Genomic DNA, 16861 nt, shown 5'->3' with positions numbered 1-16861 from the left:
TGACTTCATCTGCCCAAGGACCATTTTCATCATGTCCATGACCCCCCGCGAAATCGTCCACGAACTCAACCGCCACATCATCGGCCAGGACGACGCCAAGCGCGCCGTGGCCATCGCCCTGCGCAACCGCTGGCGGCGCATGCAGCTGCCGGCCGAGCTGCGTGCCGAGGTGACCCCGAAGAACATCCTGATGATCGGCCCGACCGGCGTCGGCAAGACCGAAATCGCTCGTCGCCTGGCCAAGCTGGCCAACGCGCCGTTCCTCAAAGTCGAAGCGACCAAGTTCACCGAAGTGGGCTACGTCGGCCGCGATGTCGAATCGATCATCCGCGACCTGGCCGATGCCGCGCTGAAGATGTTGCGTGAGCAGGAAATCATTCGCGTGCGTCACCGCGCCGAAGATGCCGCCGAAGACCGCATCCTCGATGCCCTGCTGCCGCAGGCGCGGGTGACCAGCTTCAGCGAAGAGGCCGCGCAGACCAGCAGCGATTCCAACACCCGCCAGCTGTTCCGCAAGCGCCTGCGAGAAGGCCAGCTGGACGATAAGGAAATCGAGATCGAAGTGGCCGAAACGGCAGGCGTGGAAATCGCCGCGCCACCCGGCATGGAAGAGATGACCAACCAGCTGCAGAGCCTGTTCGCCAACATGGGCAAAGGCAAGCGCAAGGCGCGCAAGCTCAAGGTCAAGGAAGCGCTGAAGATGGTGCGCGACGAAGAAGCCAGCCGCCTGGTCAACGACGACGAGCTCAAGGCCAAGGCCCTGGAAGCGGTCGAGCAGCACGGCATCGTGTTCATCGATGAAATCGACAAGGTGGCCAAGCGTGGCAACGTCGGCGGCGCCGATGTCTCGCGTGAAGGCGTGCAGCGCGACCTGCTGCCGCTGATCGAAGGCTGCACCGTCAACACCAAGCTGGGCATGGTCAAGACCGACCACATCCTGTTCATCGCCTCGGGCGCGTTCCACCTGAGCAAGCCAAGCGACCTGGTGCCTGAGCTGCAGGGCCGCTTGCCGATCCGTGTCGAGCTCAAGGCGCTGACGCCTGAAGATTTCGAGCGCATCCTGCAGGAGCCGCATGCCTCGCTGACCGAACAGTACCGCGAGCTGCTCAAGACCGAAGGGCTGAACATCGAGTTCCAGGCCGACGGCATCAAGCGTCTGGCCGAGATCGCCTATCAGGTCAACGAGAAGACCGAGAACATCGGCGCCCGTCGCCTGCACACCCTGCTTGAGCGCCTGCTCGAAGAGGTGTCGTTCAGTGCCGGCGACCTGGCCAGCGCCCATGATGAAGCGCCGATCCAGATCGATGCGGCCTATGTGAACAGCCACCTGGGTGAGCTGGCGCAGAACGAAGACCTGTCGCGTTACATTCTGTAAGCCATAAAGCGGGGCCGCTGTGCGGCCCCCTTGCACAATGGCCCGAATCTCTCGAAGCTAAGCACCATCAGCTCCCGAGAGATCCAGCCCATGGCCCGCCTGCCCACTGCCATCAACCTGCACAAAGCCTCCAAGACCCTCAGCCTCACCTACGCCCCCGGCGAGATCTACCACCTGCCCGCCGAGTTCCTGCGCGTGCACTCCCCCTCCGCCGAGGTCCAGGGCCACGGCAATCCCATCCTGCAATTCGGCAAGATCAACGTCGGCCTTGTCGGCCTCGAACCCGCCGGCCAGTACGCACTGAAACTGACCTTCGATGACGGCCATGACAGTGGATTGTTCACCTGGGAATACCTTGAGCAACTGTGCCTGCGCCAGGAGCAGCTCTGGGCTGAGTATCTGGACGAACTGCACAAGGCCGGAAAAGCCCGCGATCCTGCCGAATCTGTGGTCAAACTGATGCTCTAGCTCAAGCCATCCAAGAGTTAGAGCGCATTTTCTAATCTCATCTGTTTGAATGCCTGATAGACAGTTCGTCAAAGCACTGTCTTGCGCATTACATGAAGTCGGGTTACCAATGGGGCTGGCAAGTTCCCTGCATTGCTTTTCAGGCAAGCAGGACCAGGCCGGTTTGTAGAGGTCGCGAGCGAAAGCAGGCAGTCTTCACACGCAGATTCCCCCGCAGCTCATCGCCGAATGCATCCGGCCCGCAGCACCGCTGTTCCTTATCACTGGTCACCCGAGTAGCAGTACCGGGCTATCAAACCGGTACTCGTCTCAGGACAACGGAGCGTCGTAGATGAGTAACAAGAACAACGATGAGTTGCAGCGGCAGGCCTCGGACAACACCCTGGGCCTGAACCCGGTCATCGGCATCCGCCGCAAGGACCTGCTGAGCTCTGCGCGTACCGTGCTGCGTCAGGCCGTGCGCCAGCCGCTGCACAGCGCCAAGCACGTGGCGCATTTCGGCCTTGAGCTGAAGAACGTATTGCTGGGCAAGTCGAGCCTGGCCCCCGAGGGCGACGACCGTCGCTTCGTCGACCCGGCCTGGAGCAAGAACCCGCTGTACCGCCGTTACCTGCAAACCTACCTGGCCTGGCGCAAGGAACTGCACGACTGGATCGGCGAAAGCGACCTGTCCCCCCAGGACATCAGCCGCGGCCAGTTCGTCATCAACCTGATGACCGAGGCCATGGCCCCCACCAACACCCTGTCCAACCCGGCGGCGGTAAAGCGCTTCTTCGAAACCGGTGGCAAGAGCCTGCTCGATGGCCTGTCCAACCTGGCCAAGGACATGGTCAACAACGGTGGCATGCCCAGCCAGGTCAACATGGACGCGTTCGAAGTGGGCAAGAACCTCGGCACCAGCGAGGGCGCCGTGGTCTACCGCAACGACGTGCTGGAATTGATCCAGTACAGCCCCATCACCGAGCAGGTGCATGCCCGCCCGCTGCTGGTGGTGCCGCCACAGATCAACAAGTTCTACGTCTTTGACCTGAGCCCGGAAAAGAGCCTGGCGCGCTTCTGCCTGCGTTCGCAGCAGCAGACCTTCATCATCAGCTGGCGCAACCCGACCAAGGCCCAGCGCGAGTGGGGCCTTTCAACCTACATCGACGCGCTCAAGGAAGCGGTCGACGCCGTGCTGGCGATCACCGGCAGCAAGGACCTGAACATGCTCGGCGCCTGCTCCGGCGGCATCACCTGCACCGCGCTGGTCGGGCATTACGCCGCGCTGGGGGAGAAGAAGGTCAATGCCCTGACCCTGCTGGTCAGCGTGCTGGACACCACCATGGACACCCAGGTCGCGCTGTTCGTCGACGAGCAGACCCTCGAATCGGCCAAGCGCCACTCCTACCAGGCCGGCGTGCTAGAAGGCAGCGACATGGCCAAGGTGTTCGCCTGGATGCGCCCCAACGACCTGATCTGGAATTACTGGGTCAACAATTACCTACTGGGAAATGAACCGCCCGTATTCGATATTCTGTTCTGGAACAACGACACCACTCGCCTGCCGGCGGCCTTCCACGGTGACCTGATCGAAATGTTCAAGAACAACCCACTGACCCGGGCCGATGCACTGGAAGTGTGCGGCACCGCCATCGACCTGAAGAAAGTCGACTGCGACATCTTCAGCGTCGCCGGCACCAACGACCACATCACCCCGTGGCAATCGTGCTACCGCTCGGCGCACCTGTTCGGCGGCAAGATCGAGTTCGTGCTGTCCAACAGCGGCCACATCCAGAGCATCCTCAACCCGCCAGGCAACCCCAAGTCACGCTTCATGACCGGCGCGGACCGCCCGGGCGATCCGGTGGCTTGGCAGGAGAACGCCGACAAACACGCCGACTCCTGGTGGCTGCACTGGCAAACCTGGCTGGGCGAGCGCGCCGGCGACTTGAAAAAGGCGCCGACTCGCCTGGGCAATCGTGCCTATGCCGCAGGTGAAGCCGCACCGGGGACTTACGTTCACGAACGTTGAGTTGCAACGCCGTGGCCCCTGGAAGGGCCGCGGTGCTTCATTCATCACAGAGCCACGCGCATGCCGCTACCTTACATCTTCAGGACCGTCGAACTGGACGACCAGTCCATCCGCACCGCCGTGCGGCCGGGCAAGCCGCACCTCACGCCGCTGCTGATCTTCAATGGTATCGGCGCCAACCTGGAGCTGGTGTTCCCGTTCATCGAGGCCCTGGACCCGGACCTGGAAGTCATCGCCTTCGATGTGCCAGGCGTGGGCGGCTCGTCCACCCCGCGCCACCCCTATCGCTTCCCCGGCCTGGCCAAGCTGACCGCGCGCATGCTCGATTACCTCGACTACGGCCAGGTGAATGTGATCGGCGTGTCCTGGGGCGGCGCCCTGGCCCAGCAGTTCGCCCACGACTACCCGGAGCGTTGCAAGAAACTGGTGCTCGCCGCCACCGCCGCCGGTGCGGTGATGGTGCCCGGCAAACCCAAGGTGCTGTGGATGATGGCCAGCCCACGGCGCTACATCCAGCCTTCGCATGTGATCCGCATCGCCCCGCTGATCTACGGCGGTGGCTTTCGCCGCGACCCCGACCTTGCCATGCACCACGCGTCCAAGGTGCGCTCCGGCGGCAAGATGGGCTACTACTGGCAGCTGTTCGCGGGCCTCGGCTGGACCAGCATCCACTGGTTGCACAAGATCCAGCAGCCCACCCTGGTGCTGGCCGGCGACGATGATCCGCTGATCCCGCTGATCAACATGCGCTTGCTGGCCTGGCGAATTCCCAATGCCCAGCTACACATTATCGACGACGGTCACTTGTTCCTGATTACCCGGGCCGAGGCCGTCGCCCCGATCATCATGAAGTTCCTCCAGCAAGAACGTCAGCGCGCGGTGATGCACCCCCGCCCAGCCTCCGGCGGTTAGGGTGCTGTTTGCTGTTGTTCCGACCTGACCATGGCTTGACGAAGGAGTGCTGCCATGAAAGACAAACCGGCCAAAGGAACGTCAACGCTCCCCGCCACCAGCATGAACGTGCAGAACGCCATCCTCGGCCTGCGAGGCCGCGACCTGATTTCCACGCTGCGCAGCGTCGGCCGCCACGGCCTGCGTAACCCCCTGCACACCGCCCGCCATCTGTTGGCCCTGAGCGGCCAGCTGGGCCGGGTGATGCTGGGTGATACGCCCTATCAACCCAATCCACGCGACGCGCGCTTCAATGACCCGACCTGGAGCCAGAACCCGTTCTACCGGCGTGGCTTGCAGGCCTACCTGGCCTGGCAGAAGCAGACCCGCCTGTGGATCGAGGAAAGCCACCTGGACGACGATGACCGGGCCCGTGCGCATTTTCTGTTCAACCTGATCAACGATGCCTTGGCGCCGAGCAACTCACTGCTGAACCCTTTGGCGGTCAAGGAACTGCTCAATACCGGCGGACAGAGCCTGGTACGGGGCGTGGCCCATCTGCTCGACGACCTGCGCCACAACGACGGCCTGCCGCGCCAAGTGGATGAACGCGCCTTCGAGGTCGGCGGCAACCTGGCCTCGACCCCGGGCGCCGTGGTGTTTCGCAACGAGCTGCTGGAGCTGATCCAGTACACGCCAATGAGCGAGAAGCAGCACGCCCGGCCACTGCTGGTGGTGCCGCCACAGATCAACAAGTACTACATCTTCGACCTGCAGGCGAGCAACAGCTTCGTCCAGTACATGCTCAAGAATGGTTTGCAGGTGTTCATGGTCAGCTGGCGCAACCCCGACCCGCGCCACCGCGAGTGGGGCCTGTCCAGCTACGTGCAAGCGCTGGAAGAGGCACTGAACGCCTGCCGCAGCATCAGCGGCAACCGCGACCCGAACCTGATGGGTGCCTGCGCTGGCGGCCTGACCATGGCCGCGCTGCAGGGCCACTTGCAAGCCAAGCACCAGCTGCGCCGGGTGCGCAGCGCCACGTACCTGGTCAGCCTGCTCGACAGCAAGTTCGACAGCCCCGCCAGCCTGTTCGCCGACGAGCAGACCATCGAGGCGGCCAAACGCCGCTCGTACCAGCGCGGTGTGCTCGATGGCGGCGAAGTGGCGCGGATCTTCGCCTGGATGCGGCCCAACGACCTGATCTGGAACTACTGGGTCAATAACTACCTGCTCGGCAAGACGCCACCGGCCTTCGACATCCTCTACTGGAACGCCGACAGTACCCGCCTGCCAGCGGCCCTGCATGGCGACCTGCTGGACTTCTTCAAGCACAACCCGCTGACCCACTCCAACGGCCTGGAAGTCTGTGGCACCCCCATCGACCTCAAGCAGGTCGACCTGGACAGCTTCACCGTGGCCGGCAGCAACGACCACATCACGCCGTGGGATGCGGTGTACCGCTCGGCGCTGCTGCTGGGTGGCGATCGGCGTTTCGTGCTGGCCAACAGCGGGCATATCCAGAGCATCATCAACCCGCCCGGCAACCCCAAGGCCTACTACCTGGACAACCCCAAACTGTCGAGCGACCCGCGCGCCTGGTTCCACGACGCCAAGCGCAACGATGGCAGCTGGTGGCCGTTGTGGCTCGACTGGATCACCCCGCGCTCCGGCCCGCTCAAGGCGCCGCGCGAGACGCTTGGCAACGCCACCTACCCACCGCTGGGCCCCGCGCCAGGCACCTATGTCCTGACCCGATGAGCACCACGACTGGATGAAGACCCGCGACCGTATCCTCGAATGCGCCCTGCAGCTGTTCAACCAGCAGGGCGAGCCGAACGTCTCGACGCTTGAGATCGCCAACGAACTGGGCATCAGCCCGGGCAACCTGTACTACCACTTCCACGGCAAGGAGCCCCTGGTCATTGGCCTGTTCGAGCGTTTCGAAGAGGCATTGATGCCGCTGCTCGACCCGCCGCTGGAGGTGCGCCTGGATGCCGAAGACTATTGGCTGTTCCTGCACCTGATCGTCGAGCGCATGGCCCAGTACCGTTTCCTGTTTCAGGACCTGTCGAACCTGACCGGGCGCCTGCCGAAACTGGCGCGTGGCATGCGCAGCCTGATCAATGCGCTCAAGCGCACCTTGGCGGCGTTATTGGCCAGCCTCAAGGGCCAGGGGCAGGTGGTCAGTGAAACCCAGGCGCTGGGGCAACTGGTCGAACAGATCACCCTGACGCTGATGTTCTCGCTGGACTACCAGCGGGTGCTGGGGCGTGAGGGCGATGTGGGGATTGTGGTGTATCAGGTGATGATGCTGGTGGCGCCGCATCTGCAGGTAGAGGCACGAGAGGCAGCGGAGCAGCTGGCGGTGCGCTACTTGGAGGGATAAGTCTGTAATTTCGGCGGCGCCTTCTTCGCGGGGCAAGCCCGCTCCCACAGGATTTCCATCGACCTTCAGGGCTGTGGAAATCCTGTGAGAGCGGGCTTGCCCCGCGAAGGGCCCTATGCCGCTGTCAGATCAAGGTGCCGGTAGCCACGGGTGCCGACGGCGCGTTGCTGGCCGGCGCGGCGCTTGGCGCTGGCGCTGCGGTAGCGGCCGGGGCGGCGCTGGCCGCGGGTGCTGCCGGTTTGGCGGCGGCGGGTTTGGCCGGGGCCTTTTTCACCGCAGGCTTTTTCGCCGCAGCAGGTTTGGCTGCCGGCTTGGCGGCAACGGGTTTGGCCGCAGGCTTGGCTGCCGGCTTGGCCGCAGCGGTCTTGGCAGCAGGCTTGGCCGCTGCAGTTTTTGCTGCAGGCTTGGCAGCGGCCTTGGCCAGCGGTTTGGCCGCCGTCTTGCTCGCAGCCGGCTTGGCAGCAGCGCGCGAGGAGATCGGCGTAACCGAAGCACCGGTCAGCTTCTCGATCTGCTTGGTCAGGCTGTCCACCTGCTGGTGCAGGGCCTTGATCTCGTTGCGGCTCGGTACGCCCAGGCGCGAGATGGCGCTGTTCAGGCGCTTGTCGAAGGCTTCTTCGAGGTCGTTCCACTTGCCCAGCGCACGGTCCTTCACGCCGGATACGCGCGAAGTGGTCGAAGCCTTGGCGCTGTCGGCCACGTCTTCAGCGGTTTTCTTCGCCTGCTTCTCGGCCTTCTCGCCATCCTTCACCAGCGAGTCGAACAGCTTCGGGCCGTCCTGGTCGACTTTCGAGTAGATACCCAGCCCTGCCAGCCAGATCTTGCGGGAGTACTTTTCGATCCCGCCGATCCAGGAGCTGCTTTCTTTGTCGGAATTCTTCTTGCCAGCCATCCTGCTCTCCTTATGGTTTGTGCGCGACGCGCTCAAGCAGCTCATGCAGCTGTTCAAGCTTGATGGACAACGCCTCAACGTCATGTTTAGACGGAATGCCGAGGCGATTCAAGGCGCGACCGACCCGCGCGTCGAAAGCTTTTTCGATTTTGTCCAGTTGAACTTCGACTTTGCCACGTACGCGGCTGACTTCTTCGGTCGCTTCGTCGATCTGGTTGTTGGCGGCATCGAGCTCTTTATCGATACGTTTCTTGCCGCGCTTCTCGACACCTTCACCGGCTTTTACCAGTTCCTGAAAGTAATCGGAGCCTTCCTGGCCAACCCGCGCATAGGCGCCGATGCCAGCCAGCCAGATCTTGCGCGCGTAGCCACGCACTTCGCCCAGGGTGCTCTGGGCATCGTCCTTTTTCTTCACATTCACTTTGGCCATGCTCTGTACCTCATGCTCATGAGTGGAGAGGGATCGGCCCAGGGACCTCGGGCTTGGTCACTACGGTAGGCAGAAAAATTAGAATCTTCACCCTAGGGTTGACCAGATCTATCTACCACGGCCCAACGCTACAGCCGTTTAGCGTGTCGACTCTTCATCGACAGAAAGTCTGCGTCCCATGCCTCCATCACTCAGCACCGCCGCGTCGTCATTCAAGCAGCAGGTGAATGCCCATTTCGCCAATCGCCCCACCTTGCGCCAGGTACTCGCCCAAGAGGGGCTGCGCACGCTGACCCAGCGTTACCCGACCATCGCCACCCACAACCCCGGCCTGACAAGCCTTGAAGGCTTCAGCATCATGGAGGGTGTGGACGAAGACGGTCTGGTCAAGACCCGTTCGTTGGTAGACGTTCTCCTCGAACACTTTCTCAGTGGCCAGCCTTTGGCGTTGGAAGCGTCTGTGCAATTCAGCCTGGCCCCGCCAGCAACGTTCAGGGCCCAGGAGCAAGGCATCGACCCCGCCGCGACGCCAGAAATCAACCTGGACCCCGTGCGCCTGAACGCTGACTTCGACGACATGCTGATGTTGTTGGTCGAATCCTATCAACGCGCCCAGGTGAGCTTCTGGAACGCTTGCCGGGAGGGGTCGAGCATCTCGCGATTACGTTGGCTGCAGCAGACGATAAGGTCCGCTGTCCTGATCAGCCTTGCGGACGTGCGCTTGGACAACGACGAAAAAGCGGCGGTGTACGCCATGCTCGACGGCAACGATCCGAGCTTGAGCATCTACGGCCTGCACGTCACGCTGGCCAGCGACGCCGGGGCGCACTCGCTAATCCTGCCTGACATTCTGCTTGCCGCAGAGCGCGACGAGCGCCGTTTGTTGTTGTGGTGCAAGCCGTCGGGTGAGTTGCGCGGGTACGAAAGCACGCAGGCTTTCGCTGCGGCACTGCGCGACCAACTGGCAGCTAACTTTCAATTCGATACCCTCAGTTGGTCGCGCACTGTGCTTAAGATAGATGCTTTCGCTTACCAGGCCGTGCAGCTTCTCAAAACCCTGCTCGACACCATCGGCCGAGCGCGTCTGGCTAACCTGGACAGCCTTGATCAACTGCCCCCCCTCTTCGACCAGCTAAGTGACCCCGCAGCGCACTTTGACGATTTACCCTACCTGACGCTTCCGACCAACCGCATAACCCTGCCGGCATGGCTTGCCAGCAGCGGTGCGGACGACCGTTTCAGCTACCAACAAGCCTTGCTCGCGGCATCGGCCAGGCAAGCGCTGAGCGAGGGCCGCAGTTCACTGGACGACATTGAAGACATCCACCGCTATGCCGCACGCCGCTTGCGTGAGCAGATGCGCGCCGACCAGCCAGGCGCTACACCCTATGATCCCGATCAGTTGACGGTGTGGATCGCAGGCCCTGACCCGCTACCGGACCCAGCATTGCCGGCAACGCTCAAGCCAAGGCGCGCATTGACACTGACCGAACTGGCGGTTTCGCGAGTGCACCTGCAAGAACTTGAAGTGCTCAGCCACATCACCGGCCCCGGTGCCCAGCGGATCGATGGCTGGATGAATGTGCGATACGCCAGTGCACTCATCGAAACACTCGACATTGGCGGCCAATATCCCAGCTATGTCGACGCCAGGCTCAACGATGCGTCCGAGCGGCCCATGCGCTTGCAACGTTTCGCTCACAAATGGCGCGCGTGCCTGCTGTTCGATGCACTCAAGGCCAAGATCGATGGGCATCTGTGTGAACAGTCAACGCAGGCGATCATCCGCTTCTGCCTGGGCACAGCGCCTGAAAGCGAGCAGCTTGATTTCGCTCCGTTGGCTTTTCGCTGCGCACCCGGGGTTACCGCACTGGACCAGGTGCGGGGCATGTTCTTGATAAAAGTTCGGCCGAGTGCCTCCTGGATCGTCTACCGCCCCCTCTTCAACCATCGACCCATTTTCGAATTCGCAAGCCTCGCCGCACTGGCAGGGAAGATTCGAGAAGGCGGTGAGCTGCAACAGAGCATCCTCGGCTGGCTGGACGATGACGCCCGGCCCATTTATGACGACGGCGGGTTCACCCACCCCCATCTTCATCCTCGCCTGTCGCAACTGGTGCGGCTCCTTCCAACGACCGCAAGCCTCCTGGACAGCGCCTTGCAAAAACTCGTACAGCCAGTGGCCGTCGTCTTTGACGCCTGGCAGACGGACCTCGACCTGGCGATGTACCAGGCCAGGAACAAGGCGACCCTGATCCTGGCATCCCGCGCCGGCGTATCCAGCGCGCAGCAACGCTGGCAAACCGTCAAGCAGTTCGCCTGGCTGCTGCTCAATTTCACGGCCCCCATACTGCCCCCTCCGCTTGCCGGGGTGGCGTGGCTGGCAATCAGCGTGATCGCCCTGAAAGAGGACATTCCCCAGCTGCTGCACGGCGATGATGCACAGAAATCACTGGCACTTGCCGATGTCCTGGCCAACCTCGCCATGCTGCTGGTGCATGAAGACACTCAGGCCGCAGCAAATACCCACGTGACCCTGGCCGACCTCGATGGACCGAGTCCGTTGAACCACTCGGCGCCTGCAATGGGCGCCAAGGCTGTTGAACAACCTGCCAGCAGTGAAAAGGCTGTGGGGTCGATAAGCCTGACGCGCTGGCACGACGATCAACGCCTGGGCAACTTGCCCAAAGCTGCACGCAACGCGCTAGGCGCCCTTCAGGCCAACGTATCGTTGGAGGGTGTCCTGCCTGAGCCATCCGGTCGAGCACGCGGCTTGTACAAGATCGCCGAGCGTTACTACGTGAATCTGCAAGGCACCGCCTATGAAGTATGCGAAGAATGGCAAGGTTTTCAGATCATCGGCCCGGATCAGGCACAAGGGCCGTGGGCATCTCAATGGGGCGGCCAATGGGACGGCTACTACGTGGTCGGCCGCGAACCTGCCCGGGGGCCTTGGGTAACGCGGTGGGGGGGACAATGGGTGATAGACCTGTACATGGCGGGCGGCATGCGCTCAAACAGGGAAACGGTACTGGCGAAGAACCGGGCACGCTTCGATGAGCTGGTTCAACTTCAGAAAGACAATGAGGCACAGCTGACAAAGTTCGACTCACTCATTCGCCACAATGCCACCGTGGTTCATGACTATGACATCGAAGCCGTTGCGTGGCGTAAGGAGTATGTGCGTTTCAAGGAAACCGGCGTCGCAGACATGCCTGCTGACATGCAGGCCAGAGATGTAGCCTTGCGCGCCAAACTGGAAGCAGTGAGGCCGAACATCCTGGTCTTGGCCCTCATCCATGAAAAGGTCGCCGGCCTCCTGCAGTCGAATGTCGACCTGTACAACGAACTTTCAGAGCCGCGGTTCAGCAAGATGGCGAGGCAAGACAAGGCCAAGAAAGCCCGCGACATCTGGATTGAAGAACTGTTGACGAACGACATGTCGCTTTATGGACGTTTACTGCAGGTCTTCGACCATACCTCACTGCGGCAACTGGTCGAACAGGTCAGAACGGCAACAGGCCCCGCACAGCTCAACTACCGCGCCGAACTGCGCGCGCGCATCCAGGAAGCGCTGAAGGTGCATCAACGTTTGCTCAACGTGAGCGAACGCTTGGATGAGAGCCTGCCCAAGGCATTGAATGACCCGCAGGTCGGATTCACCGACAAGGCATCCAAACTCAATGACTTCATCGAAGAGCGGCCTTATTCCACGCTGATTGTCAGGGGGCAGATCGTCAATGACCTGATCGAGCTGAGCCTGAACCGGGGATTGCTGGCCGACGGTAACCGAGAAGAGCTGTTGTTGATGCAACGTTGCCTGCGCAATCGAGATTACGAAAAAGCCTTGTTGAGCCACAACGACATCGTCAGCGCCAACTTGACGCCCGAGGAAACCGTAGAACTGTTAAGCGATATCGTCCGCCAGTACGAACGGGTGCGCACCACCGCCGATTATCTGTTGATGCTTTCAGAACCCGCCCTGGACACCGCGATGCTCAACGAGCTGGTGGCGCAAACAAGCATCTTGAAGTGCCTGGCTGAAACACAGCTCAGTGCCGCGTTGAAAGCCAGCGAGCCTGATGCTGCCTCGACATCCGCGCCGCCGCTACCACGCCCCGTCTACCGGGTCAGGTCTGGCAAGCGTCAGTTGGTGCGCACGTCCAAAGGTCGCGTGATCCTGGCCGAAGAAGGCGCGAATGAAGGCCAGGCCGTACAACATGATCCGATCACGCAGGCAACGGTATCGACTTACCAGCAACAGGGCGAACAATGGGTAGAAGTACTGCAAACCACCCAGCCCGCTACGGCTGAAACTGCGCAGCTGAAAAAACGTGCCGAAGACCTGTTGCAACGCGAAGCGGAAATCATCCGCACGGTGTCCAGGTACAAGGACGAGCCGAACAGCCTGGCGGACTTGATGGACTGGCGCATCCAGGACATGCAGGACATTGCCCGGCAATTGTCAGAGCACAAGGAGGCAACCCAAGGACTGGCCGCCCGCCTGCAAACCACGATCCAGCGCCTGCAGAGCGAGAAACGCCGCCTGCTCATCGACGCCTACCTGGATACCCAGCACCCCGACAGCACCGCCCTGCGTTATTTGCACGAGCAGGGTGAAGTCAGCTTCGCAGCGCCGGTGCTGGGTAAAAGGCTTCGCGCCAATGATTACCTGGATATCTACCCGGTCCACCGCACGCAGGCACCCGGCGGGCTGTTGTGGGAAGTGCATTTCCATTACCCCACCGCGAACAGCGCACCCCAGGCATTCTCCAAGGGCCATTTGAAGATGCCAACCGCACAAGGTATTGCCAGCCCGCGAGCGCTTGAGCGCCAGGTTCAATTGCAACGCGCCCACACAGCGCATGAGCAGATCGAGGTCTACCGCGCAAATCTGCGCCTGAAGGAGGTCGAGGGGCTGATACCCTTTCCACCCAGCCGCAGCAGCTGACGCCAACCGGGGCTCAGGCCAGGGCCTTGTCCAGCGCTCGCTCGATTTCGCCCTTGATGGTGCCGCTCATCATCGACAGCATCATGCCCAGCTTCAGCTCGACGCGGATGCTGTCATCACCAATGTGCACGCTGCCATTGGCGCCGCTGCGGGCGACGTCCACCCGGTCACCCTTCCAGGTGGCCTTGAGGTCGTATTCACGGCTCAGCTTGTCGACCAGCGCTTCGGCCTTGGCACGGGCGGCGTCGCGGCCGAGAGAGTGTTTGCGTTCGACGCTGATCTGGGTCATGCGGGTAATCCTGGGTATGAAGACATAATCGCCATTATGCCCGCCCCTGCCACAGGGCACACCCCGCCAAGACAAATCCGCCGGTTCGCCCTAGAATGGCGGTAATTTTTTCCGGTGAAGCGATATGAACGACCAGCGCAAAGGCGAACACGCCGAACCCACCACGCATTTCGGCTACCAGGACGTGCCTGAGAGCCAGAAAGCGAAGAAAGTCGCCGAAGTATTCCACTCGGTAGCCGCCAAGTACGACCTGATGAACGACGTGCTGTCCGGCGGCATGCACCGCCTCTGGAAGCGCTTCACTATCGAATTGTCGGGCGTGCGCAGCGGCAACCGGGTATTGGACATTGCCGGTGGTACCGGCGACCTGGCGGCCAAGTTCTCGCGCCTGGTCGGCCCGACCGGCCAGGTGGTGCTGGCCGACATCAACGAATCGATGCTCAAGGTCGGCCGTGACCGCCTGCTCGACCGTGGCGTGGCCGGCAACATCGAGTTCGTCCAGGCCGACGCTGAAAAACTGCCGTTCCCGGACAACCACTTCGACTGCGTGACCATCGCCTTCGGCCTGCGCAACGTCACCCACAAGGACGAAGCCATCCGCTCGATGCTGCGCGTGCTCAAGCCCGGTGGCCGCCTGTTGATCCTGGAGTTCTCCAAGCCGACCAACAAGCTGATGTCCAAGGCCTACGACGCCTACTCGTTCGCCTTCATGCCCCTGGCCGGCAAACTGATCACCAATGACTCCGAGAGCTACCGCTACCTCGCCGAATCGATCCGCATGCACCCCGACCAGGAAACCCTCAAGAGCATGATGGTCGATGCCGGTTTCGACCGCGTCACCTACCACAACATGACCAGCGGTATCGTCGCCGTGCACCGGGGAATCAAGCCCTGATGCTGCTGGCAGGGCTGCTCGCCAGCGTCGAACATGGCCTGAACCGCGTCCTGCGCATGGACAGCACGGCGCTGCCGCGGCTGGCCGCGCTGGAAGGCAAGGTCATCGAAATCGACTGCCGCCAGCCGGCCCTGCAGGTGTTCATCCTGCCCGATGAAGAGGGCCTGATGCTCGCCGCCCACTGGGAGGGCGAGGTCGACTGCAGCCTGCGCGCCCCGGCGGGCAGCCTGCTGCAACTGGCCGTGGCCAAGGACAAGAGCGCCGTACTGCACAGCCCGCAGGTAGAGCTGCATGGCGACAGCGCCGTGCTGCTCGACCTGTTTGGCGTGCTGCAGGACCTGGAACTGGATTGGGAGCACGAGCTGCAACGCTGGCTCGGCCCGGTCGCCACCTCGCTGCTCGCTGGCCACGTGCGCCTGCGCGCGCGCTGGACCCGCCAGGGCCTGGCACGCTTCAGCCAGAACCTCTCCGAATACCTGGCCGAAGAGTCGCGCACCCTGGTGGGCAAGCGCGAAGCCGAAGCCGCCTTCAGCGAGCTCGACAGCCTGAAGGTCGACATAGAACGCCTCGAGGCGCGCCTGCAGCGCCTCTCCCGATCCCTCGATACCAGCGATAACGCATGAAGCTGCTCGCCGTCCGCCGTCTTTTCCGCATCCAGCGCGTGGTGATCCGCTACCGCCTCGATGACCTGCTGTTCGACCTGCCGCTGCCCTGGTGGCTGCGCAGCCTGCGCCTGCTGATGCCGTGGCGCTGGCTGCCGCGCAAGCCGTCTGAGCTGACCCGTGGCGCCCGTCTGCGCCTGGCGCTGCAGGACCTGGGGCCGATCTTCATCAAGTTCGGCCAGTTGCTGTCCACCCGCCGCGACCTGCTGCCCACCGACATCGCCGACGAGCTGATGGGACTGCAGGACCGTGTGCCGCCGTTCGACCCACAGCAGGCCGTGGCGCTGATCGAAGAGCAGCTGGGTGCCAAGGTCGGCGCAGTGTTCAGCCGTTTCGACGTCGAACCGCTGGCCTCGGCCTCGGTGGCCCAGGTGCATGCCGCACGCCTGAAAAGCGGCGAAGAAGTGGTGGTCAAGGTGGTGCGCCCTGGCCTGAAGCCGGTGATCGCCCAGGATCTGGCCTGGCTGTTCCTGATCGCCAAGGCCGCCGAGCGCGCCTCGGCCGATGCCCGCCGCCTGCACCCGGTGGAGATCGTCAACGATTACGAAAAAACCATCTACGACGAGCTCGACCTGCTGCGCGAGGCGGCCAACGCCAGCCAGCTGCGACGCAATTTCGAAGGCTCGGAGCTGATGTACGTGCCCCAGGTCTACTGGGACCTGTGCCGCCCCAAGGTGCTGGTGATGGAGCGCATCTATGGCGTGCCGGTGACCGACATGGCGACCCTGGCCGACCAGCGGACCGACATGAAGCTGCTGGCCGAGCGCGGCGTCGAAGTGTTCTTCACCCAGGTGTTCCGCGACAGCTTCTTCCACGCCGACATGCATCCCGGCAACATCTTCGTCAGCACGGTCAAGCCGTGGAGCCCCCAGTACATCGCCATCGACTGCGGTATCGTCGGCAGCCTGACCGCCGAAGACCAGGACTACCTGGCGCGCAACCTGTTCGCCTTCTTCAAGCGGGATTACCGCCGCGTGGCGCAGCTGCACATCGACTCCGGCTGGGTGCCGGCGCACACCAAGGTCAACGAGTTCGAAGCGGCGATCCGCACCGTGTGCGAGCCGATCTTCGAAAAACCGTTAAAGGATATTTCCTTCGGCCAGGTATTGATGCGCCTGTTCCAGACCGCCCGGCGCTTCAACATGGAAGTGCAGCCGCAACTGGTGCTTTTGCAGAAGACCCTGCTCAACATCGAAGGCCTGGGCCGTCAGCTGTACCCCGACCTCGACCTGTGGAGCACCGCCCAACCCTACCTGGAACGCTGGATGCGCGAGCGCTACAGCCCCAAGGCGGTGCTGGGCAACATCTACAGCCAGGCCGAGCAGCTGCCGCACCTGGCCGGCATGACCCGCGACCTGCTCGAACGCATGTCGCAGCCACACCTGCACGACCCGCAACTGCCCGAGCGGCGCCGCCAGGGCGACCGCTGGCCGCTGCGCCTGCTCGGCGCCGGCCTGCTCGGTGGTGGCGCGGTGCTGGCCGCGGGTGCCGCCGAGGCCGCCAGCCTGGCTGCTCCCAGCGCCTGGCCGGCGTGGCTGATGCTGGCCGCCGGCCTGTACCTGATCGTGCGCCAATAGCCAGCCGCGCGGCTGGCTGGCACACTAGCGCAAA

The 16861-nt window shown here is 62.7% G+C and carries 13 protein-coding genes; 10 read left to right on the top strand and 3 right to left on the bottom strand.

The window, feature by feature from the left end; genetic code table 11:
- Window positions 1-31 precede the first annotated feature (31 nt).
- The 6 genes from hslU (at window position 32) to ACIQUF_RS18565 (ending at window position 7131) form a co-directional block, all read left to right on the top strand.
- Window positions 32-1375: an ATP-dependent protease ATPase subunit HslU gene (gene hslU / locus ACIQUF_RS18590; protein ID WP_400796588.1), complete on the top strand. Its 1344-nt coding sequence runs from the start codon at window positions 32-34 to the stop codon at window positions 1373-1375.
- 90 nt (window positions 1376-1465) lie between these two features.
- A complete protein-coding gene (locus ACIQUF_RS18585) occupies window positions 1466-1843 on the top strand; it encodes a gamma-butyrobetaine hydroxylase-like domain-containing protein (protein WP_403134027.1) in 378 nt (125 codons plus the stop codon).
- A gap of 331 nt (window positions 1844-2174) precedes the next feature.
- Window positions 2175-3854 (top strand): class II poly(R)-hydroxyalkanoic acid synthase, encoded by a 1680-nt coding sequence (gene phaC / locus ACIQUF_RS18580; RefSeq protein ID WP_403134024.1) that lies wholly within the window; start codon window positions 2175-2177, stop codon window positions 3852-3854.
- Between the two features lie 60 nt (window positions 3855-3914).
- Window positions 3915-4766: a poly(3-hydroxyalkanoate) depolymerase gene (gene phaZ, locus ACIQUF_RS18575; protein ID WP_403134022.1), complete on the top strand. Its 852-nt coding sequence runs from the start codon at window positions 3915-3917 to the stop codon at window positions 4764-4766.
- A gap of 54 nt (window positions 4767-4820) precedes the next feature.
- Complete coding sequence (gene phaC, locus ACIQUF_RS18570; protein WP_403134020.1) at window positions 4821-6503, top strand: class II poly(R)-hydroxyalkanoic acid synthase; 1683 nt, start codon at window positions 4821-4823, stop codon at window positions 6501-6503.
- A gap of 13 nt (window positions 6504-6516) precedes the next feature.
- Window positions 6517-7131, top strand: coding sequence for a TetR/AcrR family transcriptional regulator (locus tag ACIQUF_RS18565; RefSeq protein ID WP_403134018.1), 615 nt, complete (start codon window positions 6517-6519; stop codon window positions 7129-7131).
- Between the two features lie 124 nt (window positions 7132-7255).
- Here the strand turns inward: ACIQUF_RS18565 and ACIQUF_RS18560 are convergent, their stop codons facing one another.
- Both ACIQUF_RS18560 and ACIQUF_RS18555 read right to left on the bottom strand, forming a co-directional pair.
- Window positions 7256-8023, bottom strand: a complete 768-nt coding sequence (locus ACIQUF_RS18560) for a phasin family protein (protein WP_403134015.1) — start codon at window positions 8021-8023, stop codon at window positions 7256-7258.
- Window positions 8024-8033: 10 nt separating this feature from the next.
- Window positions 8034-8453 (bottom strand): phasin family protein, encoded by a 420-nt coding sequence (locus tag ACIQUF_RS18555; protein WP_403134014.1) that lies wholly within the window; start codon window positions 8451-8453, stop codon window positions 8034-8036.
- A gap of 178 nt (window positions 8454-8631) precedes the next feature.
- Here ACIQUF_RS18555 and ACIQUF_RS18550 point away from each other — a divergent pair, with 178 nt between their 5' ends.
- Window positions 8632-13404, top strand: coding sequence for a hypothetical protein (locus tag ACIQUF_RS18550; RefSeq protein ID WP_403134013.1), 4773 nt, complete (start codon window positions 8632-8634; stop codon window positions 13402-13404).
- Window positions 13405-13417: 13 nt separating this feature from the next.
- Here the strand turns inward: ACIQUF_RS18550 and ACIQUF_RS18545 are convergent, their stop codons facing one another.
- Complete coding sequence (locus ACIQUF_RS18545) at window positions 13418-13693, bottom strand: polyhydroxyalkanoic acid system family protein (protein ID WP_403134011.1); 276 nt, start codon at window positions 13691-13693, stop codon at window positions 13418-13420.
- A 124-nt stretch (window positions 13694-13817) separates the two neighbouring features.
- Between ACIQUF_RS18545 and ubiE the strand changes: the two genes are divergently transcribed.
- The 3 genes from ubiE to ubiB are packed head-to-tail and all read left to right on the top strand — an operon-like array spanning window position 13818 to window position 16827.
- Window positions 13818-14588 carry a bifunctional demethylmenaquinone methyltransferase/2-methoxy-6-polyprenyl-1,4-benzoquinol methylase UbiE gene (gene ubiE, locus ACIQUF_RS18540; protein WP_400796561.1) on the top strand — a complete coding sequence of 257 codons (771 nt, stop codon included), beginning with the start codon at window positions 13818-13820 and terminating at the stop codon, window positions 14586-14588.
- Entirely contained in the window at window positions 14588-15211 is a 624-nt protein-coding gene (locus tag ACIQUF_RS18535; protein ID WP_400796558.1) for an SCP2 domain-containing protein, read from the top strand. The genes ubiE and ACIQUF_RS18535 overlap by 1 nt, the downstream gene beginning before the upstream one ends.
- Window positions 15208-16827: a ubiquinone biosynthesis regulatory protein kinase UbiB gene (gene ubiB / locus ACIQUF_RS18530; RefSeq protein ID WP_403134008.1), complete on the top strand. Its 1620-nt coding sequence runs from the start codon at window positions 15208-15210 to the stop codon at window positions 16825-16827. The genes ACIQUF_RS18535 and ubiB overlap by 4 nt, the downstream gene beginning before the upstream one ends.
- Window positions 16828-16861: the final 34 nt, after the last annotated feature.

It is taken from the genome of Pseudomonas sp. NPDC090233, assembly GCF_044772285.1.
Lineage (GTDB): Bacteria > Pseudomonadota > Gammaproteobacteria > Pseudomonadales > Pseudomonadaceae > Aquipseudomonas.
This window is presented reverse-complemented; position numbering and strand designations above follow the sequence as displayed.